The sequence below is a fragment of the Paraburkholderia bannensis genome (assembly GCF_014200455.1).
Classification (GTDB): Bacteria; Pseudomonadota; Gammaproteobacteria; order Burkholderiales; family Burkholderiaceae; genus Paraburkholderia; species Paraburkholderia bannensis_A.
Window position 1 is genome coordinate 70,955 of record NZ_JACHBW010000019.1, and the last position, 20,474, is coordinate 91,428.

General features: G+C 63.9%; 13 protein-coding genes. 6 read left to right on the top strand and 7 right to left on the bottom strand.

Features of this window, described 5'->3' with window-relative positions:
- Nucleotides 1-306: 306 nt before the first annotated feature.
- The gene (locus F4827_RS27440; protein WP_183729954.1) at nt 307-465 is read left to right on the top strand and encodes a hypothetical protein; all 159 of its coding nucleotides are present in this window, start codon (nt 307-309) and stop codon (nt 463-465) included.
- 156 nt (nt 466-621) lie between these two features.
- Here the strand turns inward: F4827_RS27440 and F4827_RS27445 are convergent, their stop codons facing one another.
- The 3 genes from F4827_RS27445 to F4827_RS27455 all read right to left on the bottom strand — a co-directional run bounded on the left by F4827_RS27445 (nt 622) and on the right by F4827_RS27455 (nt 4,265).
- Nucleotides 622-2,064, bottom strand: a complete 1,443-nt coding sequence (locus F4827_RS27445) for an MFS transporter (protein ID WP_183729957.1) — start codon at nt 2,062-2,064, stop codon at nt 622-624.
- A gap of 73 nt (nt 2,065-2,137) precedes the next feature.
- Nucleotides 2,138-3,310: a CaiB/BaiF CoA-transferase family protein gene (locus tag F4827_RS27450; RefSeq protein ID WP_183729960.1), complete on the bottom strand. Its 1,173-nt coding sequence runs from the start codon at nt 3,308-3,310 to the stop codon at nt 2,138-2,140.
- A gap of 7 nt (nt 3,311-3,317) precedes the next feature.
- Nucleotides 3,318-4,265 carry a hydroxymethylglutaryl-CoA lyase gene (locus tag F4827_RS27455; RefSeq protein ID WP_183729963.1) on the bottom strand — a complete coding sequence of 316 codons (948 nt, stop codon included), beginning with the start codon at nt 4,263-4,265 and terminating at the stop codon, nt 3,318-3,320.
- 170 nt (nt 4,266-4,435) lie between these two features.
- Here F4827_RS27455 and F4827_RS27460 point away from each other — a divergent pair, with 170 nt between their 5' ends.
- The 3 genes from F4827_RS27460 (at nt 4,436) to F4827_RS27470 (ending at nt 7,710) form a co-directional block, all read left to right on the top strand.
- Nucleotides 4,436-5,359, top strand: coding sequence for a LysR family transcriptional regulator (locus F4827_RS27460; protein ID WP_183729966.1), 924 nt, complete (start codon nt 4,436-4,438; stop codon nt 5,357-5,359).
- A gap of 121 nt (nt 5,360-5,480) precedes the next feature.
- Complete coding sequence (locus F4827_RS27465) at nt 5,481-6,440, top strand: substrate-binding domain-containing protein (protein WP_183729969.1); 960 nt, start codon at nt 5,481-5,483, stop codon at nt 6,438-6,440.
- 148 nt (nt 6,441-6,588) lie between these two features.
- Complete coding sequence (locus F4827_RS27470; RefSeq protein WP_183729971.1) at nt 6,589-7,710, top strand: purine nucleoside permease; 1,122 nt, start codon at nt 6,589-6,591, stop codon at nt 7,708-7,710.
- Between the two features lie 190 nt (nt 7,711-7,900).
- Here F4827_RS27470 and F4827_RS27475 read toward each other — a convergent pair whose 3' ends face one another.
- A complete protein-coding gene (locus F4827_RS27475) occupies nt 7,901-8,737 on the bottom strand; it encodes an alpha/beta fold hydrolase (protein ID WP_183729974.1) in 837 nt (278 codons plus the stop codon).
- A gap of 663 nt (nt 8,738-9,400) precedes the next feature.
- On the opposite strand from F4827_RS27475, the gene F4827_RS27480 reads away from it, so the two are divergent.
- On the top strand, nt 9,401-11,641 hold the full coding sequence (locus tag F4827_RS27480) for an NADP-dependent isocitrate dehydrogenase (RefSeq protein ID WP_183729977.1): 2,241 nt from the start codon (nt 9,401-9,403) through the stop codon (nt 11,639-11,641).
- Nucleotides 11,642-11,971: 330 nt separating this feature from the next.
- Nucleotides 11,972-12,949, top strand: coding sequence for a diguanylate cyclase (locus F4827_RS27485; RefSeq protein WP_183729980.1), 978 nt, complete (start codon nt 11,972-11,974; stop codon nt 12,947-12,949).
- Nucleotides 12,950-12,962: 13 nt separating this feature from the next.
- Here F4827_RS27485 and F4827_RS27490 read toward each other — a convergent pair whose 3' ends face one another.
- Genes F4827_RS27490 through nirB form a run of 3 tightly spaced genes read right to left on the bottom strand, consistent with a single transcriptional unit; the run spans nt 12,963 to nt 20,122 of the window.
- Nucleotides 12,963-17,102, bottom strand: coding sequence for a bifunctional nitrate reductase/sulfite reductase flavoprotein subunit alpha (locus tag F4827_RS27490; RefSeq protein ID WP_183729984.1), 4,140 nt, complete (start codon nt 17,100-17,102; stop codon nt 12,963-12,965).
- Nucleotides 17,103-17,143: 41 nt separating this feature from the next.
- Complete coding sequence (gene nirD / locus F4827_RS27495) at nt 17,144-17,491, bottom strand: nitrite reductase small subunit NirD (protein ID WP_183730140.1); 348 nt, start codon at nt 17,489-17,491, stop codon at nt 17,144-17,146.
- Between the two features lie 42 nt (nt 17,492-17,533).
- Nucleotides 17,534-20,122, bottom strand: a complete 2,589-nt coding sequence (gene nirB, locus F4827_RS27500; RefSeq protein WP_183730143.1) for a nitrite reductase large subunit NirB — start codon at nt 20,120-20,122, stop codon at nt 17,534-17,536.
- Nucleotides 20,123-20,474 lie beyond the last annotated feature (352 nt).

Genomic DNA, 20,474 nt, shown 5'->3' on the forward strand with positions numbered 1-20,474 from the left:
TGACATCGCGCAAACCTTCGTAGCACCCACGCGCCACGGCGCAATTTCTCCAAAGCAGACCGCAACAACCGCTCGAACAGCTCGCCTGGCACGGCATCGTAGCCGCCAATCCACCGACGCATAGAACGATTTCATGCTCCGCTACGCGTCCGCACTCGACGGGATGCGCGACGCTATGCCCGATCGACGCGCAGTTGCATATGCTCGCTTTCAAGGCGATGAAGATCATCCCGGCCAATTACATCATCAGAACTACTTACTTACTAACTCGGCGAGCTGCAATCCGGCGCGATCGGTGCGCGTCTCGTGCTGGTCGCACCGGTGGGCTCGGGCGGATCGAACTGGGGCATCGCGGCGGCGCTGCGCGAAGCCGGCGCGCAATGCACGCTGATCAGCGTGGACTTGCGTTACCGGAAAAGCTTCCTGTGTCATCCTGTAGCAAGCAGCGTTGCAATCACGACTTGAAACGCCCGCAGAAAACATGCATTTTTCTTGGTAAATACAAACTTTACCGAATAACACTCGCATTAAATCATGATATTTTTCACGTAAAAATGCCGTCGGATTGCACAACCCGGCGGCATTTTATCCGTATCGGCTCAGCCGAAATCAACTCTGCAGTCAGTGCGATAGCTCGTCGAGCGACAAGCCATTCGTGCGCGGCCCGAACGCGCCGATCGACACCATCACCACCAGCATGCAGAGGGTGATCCCCGTGAATACACCCTGCACGCCGCCATCGCGCAGGAGCGCCGCGATGGTGAAGCCCGATAACATCGCGCCCACGCGGCTGGCCGAATACACCACGCCATTGGCTCGACACCGCACGGCAGTCGGGAACAGTTCGGCCTGATAGGCGTGATAGCACACCGAGATCATCTGCCCGGCCAGACTGATCGCAATGCCCAGGGCAACGAGCGCCGCGGCGGAGCGCGCCTGGGCGAACATCAAGCCAAACACCAGCACCGCGAAAGCCGAGCCGACGATCAGCCACTTGCGCTCGATCCGGTCGGCCACCAGCATCGCAAGCAGCGGCCCGCAGGGCAGCGCGATCGCAATCACGAAAGCATAGAACAGGCTGCGGGTGACATGAATGCCCTGCCCGATCAGCAAGGTCGGCACCCAGTTTGCAAAGCCGTAATAGCCGATGGCCTGGCAGAAGTTGAACGCGACCAGCATGAGGAGCCGCCCGCGATACGGCGGCTGCCACAAGCCGGCGAGCGTCGGGCTGCGATGTGCGGGAATGGCCGGTGCGAGCGCGGGCGGCGGCAGATCGCGTCCGCTCTCGTGCATCGCCGCCTGCTCCAGACGCGCGATCTGCCTTTGCGCGGCTTCGATGTGGCCATGCGTGGCAAGCCAGCGCGGGCTTTCCGGCACCGCGCGGCGCACGAACCACACGATCACCGCGCCCAGCGCCCCAGCCAGCACGACCCAGCGCCAGCCGTCGACGCCGAGTGGCGCAATCGGCACGAGCCACCACGACAACAGGGCCGAAGCGGGCGCGGCGGCGAACATGATGGCCTGGTTGAATGCCATGGCGCGGCCGCGCATATGCTGCGGCACCATTTCCGTCACATAGCTGTCGATCGTGACGATTTCGATGCCCAGGCCGATGCCGGTGATAAGGCGCCACAGGACCAGGCCTTCGGACGAATGCTGAAACGCCATCACGATCGAACCCACCGAATACCACAGCAGGGAAAACGTGAAAACGCTTCGTCGTCCGAATCTATCGGGCAGCCAGCCCAGAAAGAACGTGCCGACGAACAGGCCCGCGAAGGTCGCCGCCACGAACGCGCCGATGCCGTTAAAGCCGAAGAAACTCGACGTCGTGGTTTGCAGCAAGCCGCTCTTTGCCATGCCGGGCGCAATATAGCCCGTGAAAATCAGGTCGTAGACCTCGAAGAAACCGCCCAGCGAAATCAGCAGCACGAGTTTCCACAACTGCCAGGTAGCGGGCAGGCGATCGAGCCGCGCGGACAGCGCCGCCGCCGTGGCCTGGCCTGGATCGGCGCGGTCCAGGGGGCGTACGGACGCATCGTCCGTGGTGAGGGTGCGTTGCATTGTCTGTCTCCATGTTGTTCTGGCCCGCGGGCTTCATTGGCCCGCGATTCGGCGCATCGTTGACGCTAAACCGCTAGACCGGTAGATGTGCGCCCAGCCGCGCGAGCACCTCCTCCGTGTGCTCGCCCACCTTCGCGAGAGGCTGGCGCACGCCGGGGCGCCGTCCATCCATCATCAGCGGCAGCAAAACCACCTCTGTTTCGCCGCCATCGTCGGTCTGCATCGGCACGAGGCCGCCGCTCGCCTTCAGATGCGGATCGTCGAGCAATTGATCCGGCCGCACGATGGGCGCATAAGGCACGCCCGCCGCTTCGAGCCGCGGCATCAGCGCTTCGCCGCGATGAGTCTTGAGCACCTCGCCCAGGCGCGCGAGCAGTTCGGGCCGCAGCGCCACACGCGCGGCATTGCTCGCGTATTGCGGCTCGCGCGCAAGCTCCGGGCAGCCGATTACTTCGCATAGCGTCACGAATTGCCTGTCGCTGACCGCTCCAATGAAAAGCTGCTGGTCTGCCAGCGTGAAAACGTCGTACACGCTCCACGCTGACACGCGTGACGGCATGGGCGGCGGCGCTTCGTGCGTCATCGCGTATTGCTGCATATGCTGCGCGCTCAGGAATACGCAATTCTCGAACAGCGCGCTCTGTACTTCCTGGCCGCGCGCGCTGGTTTCACGCTCGCGCAGCGCCGCCAGCACGCCGATGGCCCCGAACATGCCGCCCATGATGTCGTTGACCGAGGTCCCCGCGCGCAGCGGCCGCCCGGCCGGGCCGGTCATGTAGGAGAGCCCGCCCATCATCTGCACGACTTCGTCGAGCGCCAGCCGGTTTTCATACGGCCCCGGCAGAAAGCCCTTGTGCGAGACATAGATCAGTTGCGGGTAGCGCTGCGAAAGCGTTGCATAGTCAAGACCCAGCTTCTGCATCAGACCCGGCCGGAAATTCTCCAGCATCACATCGCACTGCCCGATCAATTCCACCGCGGCGGCGTACCCCTCCTGCGTGTTGATATCGAGCACCACGCTCTTCTTGTTGCGATTGAAGGAACGAAAAAAGCCGATACCCAGCCCCGGCAGATCGCGCGTCTTGTCGCCGCCGGGCGGCTCGATCTTGATGACTTCCGCCCCCAGATCGGCGAGGATCATCCCGCAGGTGGGGCCCATCACCATATGCGTGAATTCGATCACGCGCACGCCAGTCAGCGGCAGCCGCGCTGCCTGCGCTTGCGCGTTCAGATTTGTTGTGCTCATACCATCCTCAGGATAACGAATCGACCGCCTGAGCGGCCTTGAAAGTCTTCGGTAACCCGGCGCGCCAAAGCGTGCCGTGCAGCGTCTCGTGCGACAGCCATTGCGCAAGCTGGGCACGCAGTTCGAGCAAGGCGTCGATGTCGATGCCCGTATCGATGCCCATATCGGCCAGCATGAAGGCGAGGTCTTCGGTCGCCGCATTGCCGCTCGCGCCCGGCGCATGCGGGCAGCCGCCGATGCCGCCGAGCGAGGCGTCGAAGCGCGTCACGCCCGTCTCCAGCGCCGCGTAAGAATTGGCGAGTGCGAGGCCGCGCGTATCGTGAAAGTGCGCGCACCAGAGCCGTTCGCCCGCGATAACGCGGGCGCGCTCGAATAGCTCGCGGACCGCGCGCGGATTGGCGTAGCCAACCGTATCGGCCAGACTCACGCGGTCCGCGCCCGCGTCGAGCAAGGCCTGCATGTATCGGAGCACGTCTTCAGGCGCGACATGGCCTTGCAGCGTGCAGCCAAACGCCGTGCCGATGCCGCCCTCGATCAGGGTCTTCGCGCCCGAGGCGTCGCGCGCGGCGCGCATGCGCGCGACTTCGGCGACCACTTCTTCGGGCGTTTTGCGCAGGTTGGCGCGACTATGTTCGACGCTCGCCGAAAGCGGCACGAGCATCAGATCCGCGCCGGTCTCCAGCGCCCGTTCCGCGCCCTTGAGATTGGGCACCAGCACGCAAACGCACAGACCCGGCAGACTGCGCGCATAAGCGACCAGCGCGGCGGTATCGGCGAGTTGGGGCAGCAGACGCGCGGGCACCAGGGAACCGACTTCGATCTCGCGCAGCCCGGCCGCGTGCGCGGCGCGCAGCCATTCGAGCTTGCGTTCGGTGGGCAGAACGGTGGCGATGCTTTGCAGGCCGTCGCGCAGACCGACTTCGCGTAGCGTGGCCTGCGCCGGATAAAAAGTCATGGGGGATGTCTCCTGTATTTTTGCGCCATTCGCCGGGCTGGTGGCATAACGGCGATGGGCCAGCCGATGCGCTAACCGATGTGCTAACTTTAGACATTCCCGCCGATACATAAAGCGGTATTTCGGAAGCGCGAAGATTCCAGGCCGGAAACACAGCGAAGCCCCCCCCCATGCACGACATCGACATCAAAACCCTGCGCCTGCTCGTTGCCGTCTGCGAACACGGCAACATGGGCCATGCGGCCCGCGACGCCCATATCGAACCGTCCGCCATCAGCAAGCGCATCGCGCAGCTGGAGGCCGATCTGGGCGTGCCGCTGCTCACCCGCTCGCGGCGCGGCGTGCAGCCCACCCAGGCGGGCGCGGCACTGCTGGAGCATGCGCGCAGCGTGATCTTCACGCTCGAACGCGCGGTCAGCGATATCGCCGCGTTCGGCAGCGGTTTGCGCGGCAGTGTGAGCGTGTGCGCATCGGCATCGGCGATTGCGGAGTCGCTGCTCGACGATCTCGCCTCGTTCATGCGCATGCCCGCGCACGAGAACATCCGCGTCAACGTGGACGAGCGCACCTCGAAGGAACTGGTGCAGCGCGTGCGCGACGGCGTGGCGTCGGTGGGCGTGTGCTGGGACAACGTGGAACTCGGCGGCCTGGAGGCGCGGCCCTGGCGCAGCGACCGGCTCGCGCTCGCGGTGCCGGCCGGGCATGCGCTCGCGCGCCGCAAGACGGTGGCGTTCGCTGAGTCGCTCGGCTACGAGCACGTCGGGCTGCCGCCTTCCACGGCCGTACACACGCTGCTGCAACGCGCGGCGGCGCGCAGCGGACGCACCGTGGATTACCGCGCCACGGTATCGAATTTCGATGCGGCGTTCCGCGTGGTTGCCGCGAATCTGGGCATCAGCGTTGTGCCCGAGGAGGTCGGGCGGAGCTATACGCGCATCATGAACGTGCGGCTGGTCCCCTTGAGCGACGCCTGGGCCAAGCGGCGCTTCATCGTCTGCTTCCGCGCCTTCGACGCCTTGCAGCCCGCCGCCCAGCGCATGGTCGAGCATCTGGTCGCGCGCGCGGCGGCGGGCGAATCCAAAGCGCCGGCTTGAGCTGCACGAGTCCGCACGAGGCGGCGCGAGCGCCGAAGATAGCCTCACCGCAGCCCGCACGCCTCGTTTACACTCCCAGCATTGCGTTCCACCTGGCGCGACCCGCGCCGCCGCTCACGTCATGTTTCAACCACAACGCCGCCGCTTCGTGCTCACGGGCCTGCTTGCCGCGATCGGCGCCGCGCATGCCCGCAGCGGCAATGGCGCACCGCGCGACATCGCGATTGCGCTGGTGCTCAAGGATCTGCCCGATCCATTTACCACGGCGATGATTTCCGCCGCCAAGGTCTTCCAGGCGCACGCGCCCTACCCGTTCCGGCTGACCGTGCTGGGCATCCAGTCGGAAAGCGACGCGGCCGGCCAGATCCGTCTCGTCGATATGGCGATCAAGCAGGGCGTCAATGCCATCGTGCTGGCGCCGTCCGATTCGCGCGCGATGGTGAACGCCGCGCGCCGAAGCGTGCAGCACGGCATCCTCACGCTCACCATCGACAATTCGCTCGACGCCGATGCGCTGAGCGAGGCGCATCTGCACATCCCCTATGTGGGCCCGGACGACCGCCGCGCCGCCAAACGCGTCGGCGACTATCTCGCGCGGCGCCTGCATGCGGGTGATCGCGTCGGCATCATCGAAGGCGTATCGGCGGACCTCAATGCGCAGCAGCGCACCGCCGGCTTTCGCGACGCCATGCAGGCCGCGCGGGTCGAAGTCGCCGCGGTCGAAGCCGGCAACTGGGAATATGGTCAGGGGCGTCTTGCGGCAGCGTCGATCCTGGCAGCGCAGCCCGGCATCCGCGCGCTTTTGTGCGCGAACGACAACATGGCGCGCGGCGCGGTGGACGCCGTGCGCGAATCGCAACTCACGGGCCGCGTGCTGATCACCGGCTTCAACGCCAGCGATGCGATCAAACCGATGATCAGGGATGGCCGCGTGCTCGCCACGCTCGACCAGTTCGGGCAAAAGCAGGCCGTCTACGGTCTCGACGTGGCCCTGCAGGCGTGTCAGGAACGACGTGCCCAGGACGATCTGCCCGACTACATCGAAACACCGGTCACGCTGGTGACGAAGGAAACGCTCTAGCCGCACGGGACGGTACGTAGCAGCACGTTGGACGCGTGAAAACACTTTGACGTCTTATGATGGCGCGTCGATGACGCGCCATGCCAAAGCGCGCCACGACGCTCCTCGCGTCGCAAACATCACGAACATCACGAAATCCAACGCGCATATGAACAACAACACTACGCCCTTCGTTGCTTCCGCATCTTTCGTTACCCGTTTGCGTCTGACCGCTCTTCTTTCGGCGCTCGTGCTTGCAGGCTGCGCCGCCAGCAACCCGCAGACCGCCACACAGGCATCCGCACCCGGCGCGTTCGTACAGCAAGGCACGGCAAGCGGTGCGCGCCCCGTCAAGGTGATGATCGTCACCATGTTCGCGCCCGAGGCCAAAACCTGGCTCGACAAGCTCGGCCCGTGGGACAGCATCCCGGTCGCGGGCCTCTCGCCCGACTACCCCGCCGTGCAATGCAATCACGACAACGTCTGCGTGATGACCACCGGCATGGGCCACACCAACGCAGCGGCCTCGACGATGGCGCTGGCCTTCGCGCCGCAGTTCGATCTACGCCAGACCTATTTCCTCGTGGCCGGCATCGCGGGCGTGAATCCGCAGCAAGGCACGGTTGGCTCGGCGGCGTGGGCTGACTGGCTGGTGGACTTCGGCCTGCAATGGGAGATCGATCCGGATCACCGCCCAAAGGGCTGGCGCACCGGTTATCTCGGCATCAACACGAAGAATCCCGGCGAGAAACCGGCGCTCGACTATCGCACCGAGGTGTTCCAGCTCAATGCGAAGCTGACCTCGGCGGCTTATGCGCTGAGCCACGAAGTGGCGCTCTCCGATAGCCCCGAAGCGCAGGCCGCGCGCGCGAAGTATCGCTATGCGCCGGCCAATCGCGCGCCCGGTGTGATCCGCTGCGATTCGATCGCGGGCGATACGTGGTGGTCGGGCGCGGAACTCGGTGCGCGCGCAACCGAATTCACGCGTCAGCTCACCGGCGGAAAAGGCGTCTATTGCATGACGCAGCAGGAAGACAACGCCACCTACGAGGCGCTCAAGCGCGCCGCCGCCACACAGCGCGTGGATCTCGACCGCGTGGCGGTGCTGCGCGCGGGCTCGGACTTCGACCGTCCGTACAAGGGACAATCGAGCGCTGCGAATCTGTTGAACTACGCAAGCCAGGGCGGCTTCGCGCCCGCGCTCGAAAACCTCTATCGCGCGGGCAATCCGCTGGTGCAGGACATCGTCGCGCATTGGGACGACTGGCGCGCGGGCGTGCCCACGCGCTAACACGCCCCCTTACGCGCTCGAAGAGCGCTGGGCCGCGCGTCCATTCTGGGAAGCACGCCGACTTCGGCCCGACTCTGACCCGACGATGCGCCGCTGCACGTCAGCGCCGATTGTGACGCTTTGCTGGCATCGGCCGCCAGCAAAGCGCCAGTTGACCTGCGTTTTTCCAGCTACCCATTCACACGCAAGTTCAAGACTGCACGAATGCGAGCAGGTCGGCGTTAAGCACGTCGGCATTGACCGTCAGCATGCCGTGCGAGAACCCCGGATACGTCTTCAGCTTGCCGTTCCTGAGAAGCTTGATGGACTTTAACGCGGCGTCGCCGATGGGCACGATCTGATCGTCCTCACCGTGCAACACGAGCGTCGGCACGTTAATCGCCTTCAAATCCTCGCTCTGGTCAGTCTCGGAGAACGCCTTGATGCCTTCATAGTGCGCCTTGGCGCTGCCCATCATGCCTTGACGCCACCAATTCTGGATAACGCCCTGATGCACCGTCGCACCTTCGCGGTTGAATCCGTAGAAGGGGCCCGTAGGCAAGTCGAGGAAAAACTGCGCCCGGTTTGCCGCCAGTGCGGCGCGCAGACCGTCGAATACGTCGACAGGCAAGCCTTCCGGGTTCGCCGCGGTTTTCAGCATCAGGGGCGGCACCGCGCTGACCAGCACAGCCTTTGCGACACGGCCTGCCGGTTCGCCGTGCTTCGCGACGTACCGGGCGACTTCGCCACCGCCTGTCGAATGCCCGATATGAATGGCGTTCTTCAGATTGAGCGCTTCGACCACCGCAAACGCATCCGCTGCGTAGTGGTCCATATCGTGACCGTCCGGGACCTGTGACGAACGCCCGTGTCCGCGACGGTCGTGCGCGACGACGCGATATCCCTTCTGCACAAAGAACAGCAACTGCGCATCCCAGTCATCCGAGGACAAAGGCCAGCCGTGGTGAAACACGATCGGCTGCGCGTCTTTTGGACCCCAATCCTTGTAGAAAATCTCTACGTTGTCTTTGGTTGTGACGAACGGCATGTTAACCCTCACTTAATTTGAACGGTTTTCAGATTCGCCCACATACTGCGGACTTGCTCGCGAAGCATTGAAACAAGCGGCCTCAGATTACAGGCAAAGCTGATCTGGAGTCGGCCGCCTGCTTGTTCGCCGCGAAAGCACCGGCAATCCCCGTTCTCCACAGCAAGCGCACTGGCGATGACGGCAGCGCCTACGCCCCCCCCGGACGATCAAATCGGCTCGCTCCACTACGCCCTTGCGGCAACCAATAACCCACTAAACGACCAGGAATTGGGACCGTGAAAGGTGGGCCACCGGCAATAAATTCTTCTATAAGAGTGGCGGATTGCCCCCGCATCGAACAAGGGTCTTCACCAGCTTGACAAACAATGCAGGGGACAAAACGCAAAACCCGAGCCAAGGGGCCAGATTACGGATTTTGCCCGGAAACTCCTTATGCAACAGGGCTTTGGCACGGTAACGTTTTCAGCGCGCGGCCTGGCGTTCGCGCCTGAGACGTCCGTTTTCTCGCCAAACTTCATGGCGCAACGCAATTCCATAATATGAAATACATGTCGATCTCCGCCCCGGGCCGGCGGAAATTGAGGCAAAATTCAGGTGTTTCGCCGACTGCGCGCAGCCGGTGGTGTTACCACCTCGTTTAACGATCCCGCCAAGAAGCCGATGAGCACCCAACCCACCATCATCTACACCCTGACCGATGAAGCGCCGCTGCTTGCCACCAGCGCGTTTCTGCCGATCATCCGCACCTTCGCTGCGCCGGCCGGCGTGAACGTCGAGACCAGCGATATCTCCGTGGCGGGCCGCATTCTCGGTGAATTCCCCGAATTCCTGACCGAGGAACAACGCGTGCCGGACAACCTGGCTGAGCTGGGCCGTCTCACGCAGCTGCCGGAAACGAACATCATCAAGTTGCCGAACATCAGCGCATCCGTGCCGCAGCTTGTCGCCGCGATCAAGGAACTCCAGGGCAAGGGCTACAAAATCCCTGATTTCCCGGAAGATCCGAAGACCGACGAAGAAAAGTCTATCCAGAAGCGCTATTCGAAGTGCCTGGGTTCGGCCGTGAACCCGGTCCTGCGTGAAGGCAACTCGGACCGCCGCGCACCGCTGGCCGTCAAGAACTACGCGAAGAAGCACCCGCACAGCATGGGCGAGTGGAGCATGGCTTCGCGCACCCACGTCGCGCACATGAAGCACGGCGACTTCTACCACGGCGAAAAGTCGATCACGAACGACAAGGACCGCGAAGTCCGCATGGAACTCGTGACGAAGTCGGGCGAAACCATCGTCCTCAAGCCGAAGGTCCAGTTGCAAGCCGGCGAAATCGTCGACAGCATGTTCATGAGCAAGAAGGCCCTGCTGGCTTTCTACGAAGACCAGATGGAAGACGCGCGCAAGACCGGCGTCATGCTGTCGCTGCACGTCAAGGCGACCATGATGAAGGTGTCGCACCCGATCGTGTTCGGCCACGCCGTGCGCACGTTTTATAAGGACGCCTTCGCGAAGCACGCCAAGCTGTTCGAACAACTGGGCGTGAACGTCAACAACGGCCTCGTCGATCTCTACACGAAGATCGAAACGCTGCCGGAATCGCAACGCGAAGAAGTCATCCGCGACATGCACGCCTGCCACGAGCATCGTCCGGCGCTGGCGATGGTCGATTCGGCCAAGGGCATCTCGAACCTGCACGCACCGAACGACGTGATCGTCGACGCATCGATGCCGGCGATGATTCGCGCCGGCGGCAAGATGTGGGGCGCCGATGGCCGCCCGGCCGACACGAAGTGCCTGATTCCGGAAAGCACGTTCGCGCGCATCTACCAGGAAATCATCAACTTCTGCAAGACCAACGGCGCATTCGACCCGAGGACCATGGGCACGGTGCCGAACGTCGGCCTGATGGCGCAGAAGGCCGAAGAGTACGGTTCGCACGACAAGACCTTCGAAATCCCGCAAGACGGCACGGCCCGCATCGTCGACAACGCCACGGGTGAAGTTCTCGAAGCCCTCACGCAGGAAGTCGAGCAAGGCGACATCTGGCGCATGTGTCTCGTGAAGGACGCGCCGATCCGCGACTGGGTCAAGCTGGCCGTCACGCGCGCCAGGAACTCGAACACGCCGGCCGTGTTCTGGCTCGACCCGTACCGTCCGCACGAAAACGAAGTGATCAAGAAGGTCGAGCAATACCTGAAGGATTACGACACGAGCGGCCTGGACATCCAGATCATGTCGCAGGTACGCGCCATGCGTTACACGCTTGAGCGCGTGATCCGCGGCCTGGACACGATCTCGGTCACCGGCAACATCCTGCGCGACTACCTGACCGACCTGTTCCCGATCATGGAACTGGGCACCTCGGCGAAGATGCTGTCGATCGTTCCGCTGATGGCCGGCGGCGGCATGTACGAAACGGGCGCAGGCGGTTCGGCTCCCAAGCACGTGCAGCAGCTGGTTCAGGAAGACCACCTGCGCTGGGATTCGCTCGGCGAATTCCTCGCGCTGGCTGTCTCGCTGGAAGACCTCGGCATCAAGAAGAACAACCCGCGCGCCAAGCTGCTCGCGAAGACGCTCGACGCCGCCACCGGCAAGCTGCTCGACAACAACAAGGGCCCGTCGCCGAAGACCGGCGAGCTGGACAACCGCGGCAGCCAGTTCTATCTGGCGATGTACTGGGCACAAGAGCTGGCCGCACAGAAGGACGACGCGGAACTTGCAGCGCACTTCGCGCCGCTCGCGAAGGCACTGACCGAAAACGAGCAGAAGATCGTTGGCGAGCTGGCTGCGGTTCAGGGCAAGCCGGTCGATATCGGCGGCTACTACAAGCCGGACTTCAACAAGCTGGCTGAAGTGATGCGCCCGAGCGCCACGTTCAACGCTGTGCTGGAAGCGGCTGCGAAGTAAGCTTTAGATAAAACCCAGGCCGGTTTTCAGGGCCTCGTTGTGAGAACGCCCTTGCAGCTTCTGGCTGCAAGGGCGTTCTGCTTTCTGGGCTCCGGCAAGGCGTTTCAAAGAAGCTCCCGCAGATACTACGCGACGGTGGGCACATGCCTTGCTGCTTGAGGTATGCGTATCGCTTTAAATTGGGTGTCTTCGCAATCAATTCGAAAGCTCGCGCATGGGCTTTGCAATGCGGTCTGCAATCCGGCGCTATCCGCTCCCACTTGCGCACGCCGCGCGCCGATGCTTCGCGTTAAAATCGATCGCATCTTTTGACCATCGTATCGGCCATCCATGCTTCGACCTCCCCTACCCGCGAACGAAGCGGAGCGCATGCAAGCCCTGCGCTCTTACAAGATCCTCGACACGCCCGCCGAGGATCGATTCGAGCGCATCACGCGTCTCGCTCGCCGCCTGTTCAATGTGCCGATCGCCGCCATCACGCTGGTCGATACCGGCCGCCAATGGTTCAAATCGCATCCCGGCCTGGACGCTTCGGAGACCTCGCGCGACGTCTCGTTCTGCGGCCACGCAATCCTGAGCGACGAGCTGTTCTTCGTGAACGACGCCAGCACCGACGTGCGCTTCGCCGACAATCCGCTCGTCACCGGCTCGCCGAATATCCGCTTTTACGCAGGCTGTCCGCTGTCGGTCACAGGCGATATTCGCCTGGGCACGCTGTGCGTGTTCGATAGCCGCCCGCGCCTGCTCGACGACGAAGAGCGCATCGTGTTGCGCGATCTCGCCGATATGGCCGAGCAGGAAATCGCCGCCACGCAGATGGCGACCACCGACGAACTCACAGGCCTTGCAAACCGCCGTGGTTTCAACGCGCTCGCGCAACAGGCCGTGCGGCTGTGCATGGGCACCCAGCGGCCCGCCTCGCTGCTCTATCTCGACCTTAACGGTTTCAAGCAGATCAACGACACCTACGGCCATGCCGAAGGCGATCTCGCATTGGTTGCGTTCGCCGGCATTTTGCGCACGGCGCTGCGCGACGGCGACGTGATTGGGCGGATGGGCGGCGACGAATTCGCCGTCCTGCTCCCCTCCACCGATGAACACGGCGCGATGAGTGCCATGGAGCGCATCCGCAATCAGCTCGACCTGTTCAATCGCACGGCGCAGAAACCGTACCAACTGCGCAGCAGCGTGGGCAGCGCGATGACGCGCGACGATCAGCCTTCGTCGGTGGACGATCTGCTCGCGCGCGCCGACGCCGCCATGTACCTGCAGAAGCGCGCAACGGCGAGCGAGCGCCGCCAGGCATGAAGCGATTACGGCTTCAATACACGTCGCGCACATAGCGGCGCTCGCGCGCCATCTGGCCGACGTATTCCGCGGCGGCCTCGTCGCTCAGACCGCCGTGTTGCGCCACCACGGCCCTCAGCGCGGCGTCCACGTCTTTTGCCATGCGGCTGGCGTCGCCGCAGACGTAGAAATGCGCGCCCTCTTCCAGCCACGACCACAACTGCGCGCCGTTTTCGCGCATGCGATCCTGCACGTAGACCTTGTCGCGCTGGTCGCGCGAAAACGCGAGATCGAGCTGATTGAGCAGCCCGTCGCCGCGCATCTGCTCCAGTTCATCGCGGTAGTAGAAGTCGGTGGCTGCATGCTGCTCGCCGAAGAAAAGCCAGTTGCGGCCCGCGTCGCCCCGCGCGCGTCGTTCGTGCAGGAAGGCGCGAAACGGCGCGACGCCGGTGCCGGGGCCGACCATGATCATCGGCGTATCGCCGCTGCGCGGCGGGCGGAAATGCGTGCTCTTCTGCACGAACACCGGCACGCTGCCAGCCGCCGCGCGGTCGGCCAGAAAGGTTGAGGCCACGCCTTTGCGGTCGCGCCGTCCGTTGTGATAGCGCAGCGCCGAAACGGTCAGATGCACTTCGCCCGCATGCGCCTTCGGGCTCGACGAAATCGAGTAGAGCCGCGGTTGCAGGCGCTTGAGCATGCCCGTCAATTCGCGCGCGGTGAGATCGACCGGGTATTCGTGCAATACATCGGCGAGTTGTTGGCCCCACAACCAGTTTTTCAGATCGCCTTTGCGCTCCTCGCGCAGCAGATCGCGCAAGCCCTGGCGGCGCGCGCGCGCCGCGATCAACGCCAGCGCATCGGGGCCGGGGCGCGCGATCTCGTAGTGGTGGCTCAAGGCATCGGCGAGGCGCATATCGCCCACACCCGGCACGTCGATGGGCGTATCGGCATGCAAACGCGTCAGCGTCAGCAATTCGTCGACGAGTGCCGGACAGTTCGTCGGCCACACGCCCAGCGCGTCGCCCGCCTCGTATTCGATGCCTGCTTCGCCGGTCGCCAGCGAGAAATAGCGCGTGTCCTTGGCCGCCCCGTGCAGATTGAGGCGCACATTGTCGAGCAGCCGCGAGGCGCCAGGGCGCGCCTTCGTCGGCGCGCAGCCCGGCAGCACTTCGGGGATCGAGCCGCCCGCAGGAACCGCGTGCAGCGCCGCGTCTTCCTCCTTGATGCGCAGCGCGACGCGTTCGAGCCAGGCGTCAGCGAGGCTCTGGAATTCGGTATCGCAATCGACGCGGGCCATCAGGCGTTGCGCGCCCAGCGCTTCGAGGCGCGCGTCGAGGTTGCGGCCGTGACCGCAGAACTGGTCGTAGTTGCGGTCGCCGAGCGCGAGCACTGCGTAACGCAGCGAAGGCAGTCGCGGGGCGTTACCGGATTTGAGTGCGCTCCAGAACGGCTCGCCGCTGTCGGGCGCATCGCCGTCGCCGAAGGTGCTCGTCATCAGTAGCGCGTACTGCGCCTTTTCCAGATTCGCGAGCGGATAATCAGCCATGCAGGCCGTGCGGATTTCGCAACCCGATTCCATCAGGAGCGTCGCATAGCGCTCGACCAGCGATTCGACATTGCCGGTCTGCGACGCCCACAGCAGCACCACCTTCGGGCGTGTGTGGGCGATGCGCACCGCGCCTTGCACGTCATCCTGCTGCTGCGCGCCCTCGACGGCGGGCAGCGGACGCAACGCGGCGCGGCTGAACAGGCCCGCCAGCAGGCCGTCCACCCACACTCGCGTGGACGCGCGCATCGGCGCATGGTCCGGCAATACGGGAACCGGCGAGCTGCCTGCCGAGTCGCCCCGCGATGCACGCAAGCCATTCACGAAGCCCGCGAGATACTGCCGCTCCGTTTCGCTAAGCATGGGTTCGGGCGTCGCGCCCAGGTCGAGTAGATTCGCAAATGCATCGATTCGGGTCATGTCGAATTCCTGGGGCATCGCCGCCTGATCGGCTTCGTCGGTTGCCTGCGTGCCTGGCGCGTCCTCCCCGGTCAAAGCGGGATCAGGCGCAACACGCGTGAGCGCGACGGCGCAGAATTTCAGTTCGGGCTGCTGGGACACAGGGTCGATTGCATCGTTGGTCACGGCGTTCACGCACAACTCTTCGCCGGATACATCGTTCCAGTGCATCGGCGCGAAGCAGTTGCCAGGCTGCACGCGATCGGTAACGACGGCGGGCAGCACCACGCGCCCGCGCCGCGAACGCACTTCCACCCGGTCCTTCGCCTCGATGCCCAGCGCACTCGCATCCTCGGGATGAATCTCCACGAAGGGCGCGGGGTTGAGCTTGTTGAGCATCGCAACCTTGCCGGTCTTCGTCATCGTGTGCCACTGATGCTGCAAACGGCCCGTGTTGAAGACGATCGGGAACGTGCCATCGGGCAGTTCGGCGGGCGCGACGTGCGGCCGCGCGAAAAACACACCCTTGCCATTGGCGGTCGGGAAGACGATGCGTGAACTGCCGCCTTCGTCCTTCAGATAGCGAACGGGATTGCGGTCGCTCTGCGCATCGGGCGCGAAGGGCCATTGCAGCGGCGTTTCGCGCAGCTTCGCGTGGCTTGCGCCGCGCAGGTCGTAGCCGGTCTTCAAGTTCGAAAAGCTAACGATCTCGTCGAATACTTCTGCCGCGCTGGTATAGCTGAACGCCGCTTCATAGCCCATTGCGCAGGCGACGCGCGCGATGATCTGCCAGTCGGGCATCGCTTCGCCGGGCGGCGCGATGGCGGCCTGCGTGAGCGTCATATTGCGCTCGGAGTTGATCATCACGCCTTCGCCTTCGGCCCATAACGCGCCGGGCAACAATACATCGGCGTACTGATTGGTTTCCGTGTCCAGAAAGGCATCCTGGGCGATCACGAGTTCTGCCGCGCGCAAGCCCGCCACCACGGTTTGCCGGTTGGCAACCGAAGCCACCGGGTTGGTGCAGATGATCCAGCACGCCTTGACCTCGCCCGCCGCCATGCGCGAAAACAGGTCGATGGTGCCGCCGCCCAGCTTCGCGGTGAGCGTGCCGCGCGGCAGGTTCCAGCGATCCTCCACGAAGGCGCGATCGTCCCCGGACAGCACTGTGCGTTGGCCCGGCAAACCCGGGCCCATATAGCCCATCTCGCGGCCGCCCATCGCATTGGGCTGGCCCGTGAGCGAGAACGGCCCGCTGCCCGGACGGCAGATCTTGCCCGTTGCCAGATGCAGGTTGCAGATTGCGTTGGTGCTCCAGGTGCCGTGCGTGCTCTGGTTCAGGCCCATGGTCCAACAGCTCATCCACTCGGGCGCTTCGCCGATCATCTGCGCGGCGCGGCGGATATCGGCTTCAGGCAGGCCGGTGATAACCGCGACTTTTTCGGGCGTGTAGTCGGCCAGGAACGCGGGCATCGCGTCCCATCCTTCGGTATGCCTGGCGATGAAATCCGCGTCCGTGTGGCCGTTTTCATGCAGCAGATAAAGCAGGCCGTTGAGCAGCGCGAGATCGGTGCCCGCCTTGATGGGCAGATACAGCGATGCCTTATCCGCCGTAGCCGTGCGGCGCGGGTCCACCACGATCAGCTTCGCGCCCGCCTTCACGCGATCCATCATGCGCAGAAACAGGATCGGATGGCAGTCCGCCATATTCGCGCCGATCACAAAAAAGCAATCGGCATGATCGAAGTCCTGATACGAGCCTGGCGGCCCGTCCGCGCCCAGCGAGAGTTTGTAGCCGCTGCCCGCGCTCGCCATGCACAGGCGTGAATTCGATTCGATATTGTTGGTGCCGACAAAGCCCTTCGCGAGCTTGTTGACGAGATATTGCGCCTCGATCGACATCTGGCCGGAGACGTAGAACGACAACGCATCGGGACCATGCGCGTCGAGCGTCGCGCGCAGCCGCGCCGCCGTATCGGCGATCGCCTGGACCATTGGCAGCGGCACGGGGTCTTCGTCGCGCGCGTGGCGCACGAAGGCGCGTTCGAGCCGCCCCGATTTGCGCAGCGCCACGTGCGCCGACGAGCCCTTGGTGCAGAGGCGCCCGAAGTTGCTCGGGTGCTCGGTGTCGCCGGAGATCTTTTTGACCTCGCCGTCCTCGACGTGCAGCACCATCCCGCAACCCACGCCGCAATAAGGACATACGGTCTTGACGCTTTTGCCCGTCATATCGGTCTCTAGCTATTTACATCGCCATTGAAACGGGGGCTCTACGCTGCCACCCACACTTGCCCGTTCTCCACGCGCGCAGCGTAGGCATTCACCGAGCTGCGCGGCTCTTCCAGGCACTCGCCCGTCGCCAGGTCGAAGTGATGTTTGTAGATCGGCGAGGCCACCACGATGCGTTCGCCCAGACTGCCGACCAGCCCACGCGACAGCACCGCAGCCTGCGAATTCGGGTCGTAGTTGCCGATGGCGAACACGCGCGCCGCGCCATCGTCGACATGAAAAACGGCCACCTGTTCGCCGTTCACCAGCGCGCAAACGCCCGTATTCGGCACGATATCGTCGAGCTGGCAAACCGGCACCCAGTTTTGCTCACATACGCCATGGCTCATATCGTTCATTCTGGATTCCTCTTCAAGTTGCGCTCAACGGGTTCAGACTGCCTCGACCACCACGGGAATATCCGCCAGCGCATTTCTTTGCGCGCGCAGCGGAATCTGCTCGCGCTCGGCGGGCGTTGCCGGGCGAATCTGGCCGCGCTCTTCGACGAAGGTCACATGCTGATCGCCCTCTTCGCTATTCACAAAGTGACGGAAGCGGCGGCGCGTTTGCGGATCGGTCACGGCTTTCTTCCATTCGCACTCATAGGTGTCCACCACGAGCTGCATTTCCGCTTCGAGTTCCGCGCCAATGCCAAGCTTGTCGTGCACGATCACGTCAATCAGATAATCGAGACCGCCTTCGAGGTTGTCGCGCCACACGCTGGTGCGTTGCAGGCGGTCTGCGGTGCGCACGTAAAACATCAGGAAGCGGTCGATATAGCGTTCGAGCGTCGCGCGGTCGAGATCGGCGGCCAGCAGTTCGGCGTGGCGCGGCTTCATGCCGCCGTTGCCGCAGACGTAGAGATTCCAGCCCTTTTCCGTGGCGATCACGCCCACGTCCTTGCCCTGCGCTTCCGCACATTCGCGCGTGCAGCCCGACACGCCAAACTTGATCTTGTGCGGCGCACGCAAGCCCTTGTAGCGGTTCTCCAGGTCAATCGCGAGCCCCACGGAATCGCCCACGCCAAAGCGGCACCACGTCGAACCCACGCACGACTTCACCGTGCGCAGCGCCTTGCCGTAGGCATGTCCCGATTCGAAACCCGCCTCGATCAGCTCTTCCCAGATGGACGGCAACTGCTCGACGCGTGCGCCAAACAGGTCCACGCGCTGGCCGCCCGTGATCTTGGTATAGAGGCCGTACTTCTTCGCCACCATGCCCACGGCAATCAATCCTTCGGGCGTGACTTCACCGCCCGCCATGCGCGGGACCACGGAATACGTGCCGTCGCGCTGGATATTGGCGAGGTAGTAGTCGTTCGAATCCTGCAGGCTTGCGTGCTCCTTCTTCAACACGAACTCGTTCCAGCACGAGGCCAGAATGCCGGCCACCGCCGGTTTGCAGATATCGCAACCCAGACCGTGACCGTGTTTCGCCAGCAGCGCGCCAAAGGTCTTGATCTGCTCGACGCGCACGAGGTGATACAACTCCTGGCGCGAATACGGGAAGTGCTCGCAGATATGGTTGTTGACGGCCACGCCCTGGCGCTTCATCTCCGACTTCATGACCTGGGTGACAAGCGGCACGCAGCCGCCGCACGACGCGCCCGCACAGGTGGCGGCTTTCATCGCGCCGATGCTGGTCGCGCCTTCGCGCACGGCGGCGCAGATCTGCGCCTTCGAAACGTTGTTGCACGAGCAGATCTGCGCACCGTCGGGCAGCGCCTCCACGCCGAGCGCAGGCCTGGTCTTGCCGTCCGCCTGTGGCAGGATAAGAAATTCCGGCGCTTCGGGCAATTCGATGCCGTTGAGCATCATTTGCAGCAGCGTGCCGTATTCGCCTGCGTCGCCCACCATCACCGCGCCCAGCAGTTTCTTGCCGCATTCGGATACGACAATCTTCTTGTAGACCTCGCGTCGCTCGTCGGCGAAACGATACGAGCGGCTGCCCGGCGTCTTGCCTTGCGCGTCGCCGATACTCGCCACATCCACGCCCATCAGCTTGAGTTTGGTGCTCATATCCGCACCCGCGAAATCCTGCGATACGTCGCCCGCCAGCGCCCTGGCGACAATGCGCGCCATCTCGTAGCCCGGCGCGACGAGGCCAAAAATCTGCCCTTTCCACAGGGCGCATTCGCCGATGGCGTAGACATCGGGATCGCTCGTGCGGCATGTATCGTCGATCACAATGCCGCCGCGCGGACCGACTTCCAGTCCGCAGGCGCGCGCCAGTTCGTCGCGTGCACGGATGCCCGCCGAGAACACGATCATGTCGGTTTCCAGATGCGTGCCGTCGGCAAACACCATGCGGTTCGCGGCGCTTTCGCCATCGACAATCGCCGTGGTGTTCTTCTGCGTATGCACGCTCACGCCCAGCGCCTCGATCTTGCCGCGCAGCATGCGCCCGCCGTCTTCGTCCACCTGCACCGCCATCAGGCGCGGCGCGAATTCGACCACATGGGTTTGCAGCCCGAGATCGCGCAGCGCCTTGGCGCATTCGAGGCCCAGCAGACCGCCGCCCACCACCACGCCGGTCCTCGCACTCGCCCCGCGCGCCCGCATCGCTTCGAGATCTTCGATGGTGCGATATACGAAGCAATCCGAACGATCGTTGCCTTCGATGGGCGGCACGAACGGCGACGAGCCGGTGGCGATCACGAGCTTGTCATAAGCAATCGTCTCGCCGTTGGACACGCTGACCGTGCGCGCAACGCGATCGATCGAGACGACCTTCGCATCGAGCAAGAGGCGCACGCGATCGCGCACCTCGTCGCGCTCGAAAAAGCCCTCGCTCACGAGCGACAGATCATCGGCGCTCTTGCCCGCGAAGAATTCGGAAAGATGCACGCGATCGTAGGCGGGACGCGGCTCTTCGCAGAGCACCGTGACGCGCACGTTCCGCGCGGTCTGGGCCGCGTCGGCGAGCACGCTTTCGAGAAACTTGTGGCCCACCATGCCGTGGCCGATGACCACCACGTTCAGAGCGTTCATTGCGAGCGTAGATTGCGTCATGCCTGTGCACCCTGCCTGAGAAAAAGCCAATAAAAAAGGCGTCCCGCAAATCCAGCTTGTGACAAGCCAGATTCAGGGGACGCCGTTGTCCTGTGTTCAATCGAATGGTGCTGCCTGCCGCGTCGCATGGACTTCGCGGTAGCCGGATCGCCTTTGATCCGGATTGCAGATCGTTACGCAAGCACTGTGCCAATGCGCGCTCAATTGGCGCGAAGCCTTTCTCCGTGGGCTTTTACGCCACGCATACGCAGCCTCGACGCGGACCCTGCGCTGCTGCACGACGATGCAGGGGGGCACAGCTTTGGTGCTGCGCAGCACGGTT

Excerpts from the sequence above, each read along its gene's own strand:
- F4827_RS27445 (WP_183729957.1), bottom strand. The coding sequence starts at position 2,064 with ATGCAACGCACCCTCACCACGGACGATGCGTCCGTACGCCCCCTGGAC.
- F4827_RS27450 (WP_183729960.1), bottom strand. The coding sequence starts at position 3,310 with ATGAGCACAACAAATCTGAACGCGCAAGCGCAGGCAGCGCGGCTGCCG.
- F4827_RS27455 (WP_183729963.1), bottom strand. The coding sequence starts at position 4,265 with ATGACTTTTTATCCGGCGCAGGCCACGCTACGCGAAGTCGGTCTGCGC.
- F4827_RS27460 (WP_183729966.1), top strand. The coding sequence starts at position 4,436 with ATGCACGACATCGACATCAAAACCCTGCGCCTGCTCGTTGCCGTCTGC.
- F4827_RS27465 (WP_183729969.1), top strand. The coding sequence starts at position 5,481 with ATGTTTCAACCACAACGCCGCCGCTTCGTGCTCACGGGCCTGCTTGCC.
- F4827_RS27470 (WP_183729971.1), top strand. The coding sequence starts at position 6,589 with ATGAACAACAACACTACGCCCTTCGTTGCTTCCGCATCTTTCGTTACC.
- F4827_RS27475 (WP_183729974.1), bottom strand. The coding sequence starts at position 8,737 with ATGCCGTTCGTCACAACCAAAGACAACGTAGAGATTTTCTACAAGGAT.
- F4827_RS27480 (WP_183729977.1), top strand. The coding sequence starts at position 9,401 with ATGAGCACCCAACCCACCATCATCTACACCCTGACCGATGAAGCGCCG.
- F4827_RS27485 (WP_183729980.1), top strand. The coding sequence starts at position 11,972 with ATGCTTCGACCTCCCCTACCCGCGAACGAAGCGGAGCGCATGCAAGCC.
- F4827_RS27490 (WP_183729984.1), bottom strand. The coding sequence starts at position 17,102 with ATGACGGGCAAAAGCGTCAAGACCGTATGTCCTTATTGCGGCGTGGGT.
- nirD (WP_183730140.1), bottom strand. The coding sequence starts at position 17,491 with ATGAGCCATGGCGTATGTGAGCAAAACTGGGTGCCGGTTTGCCAGCTC.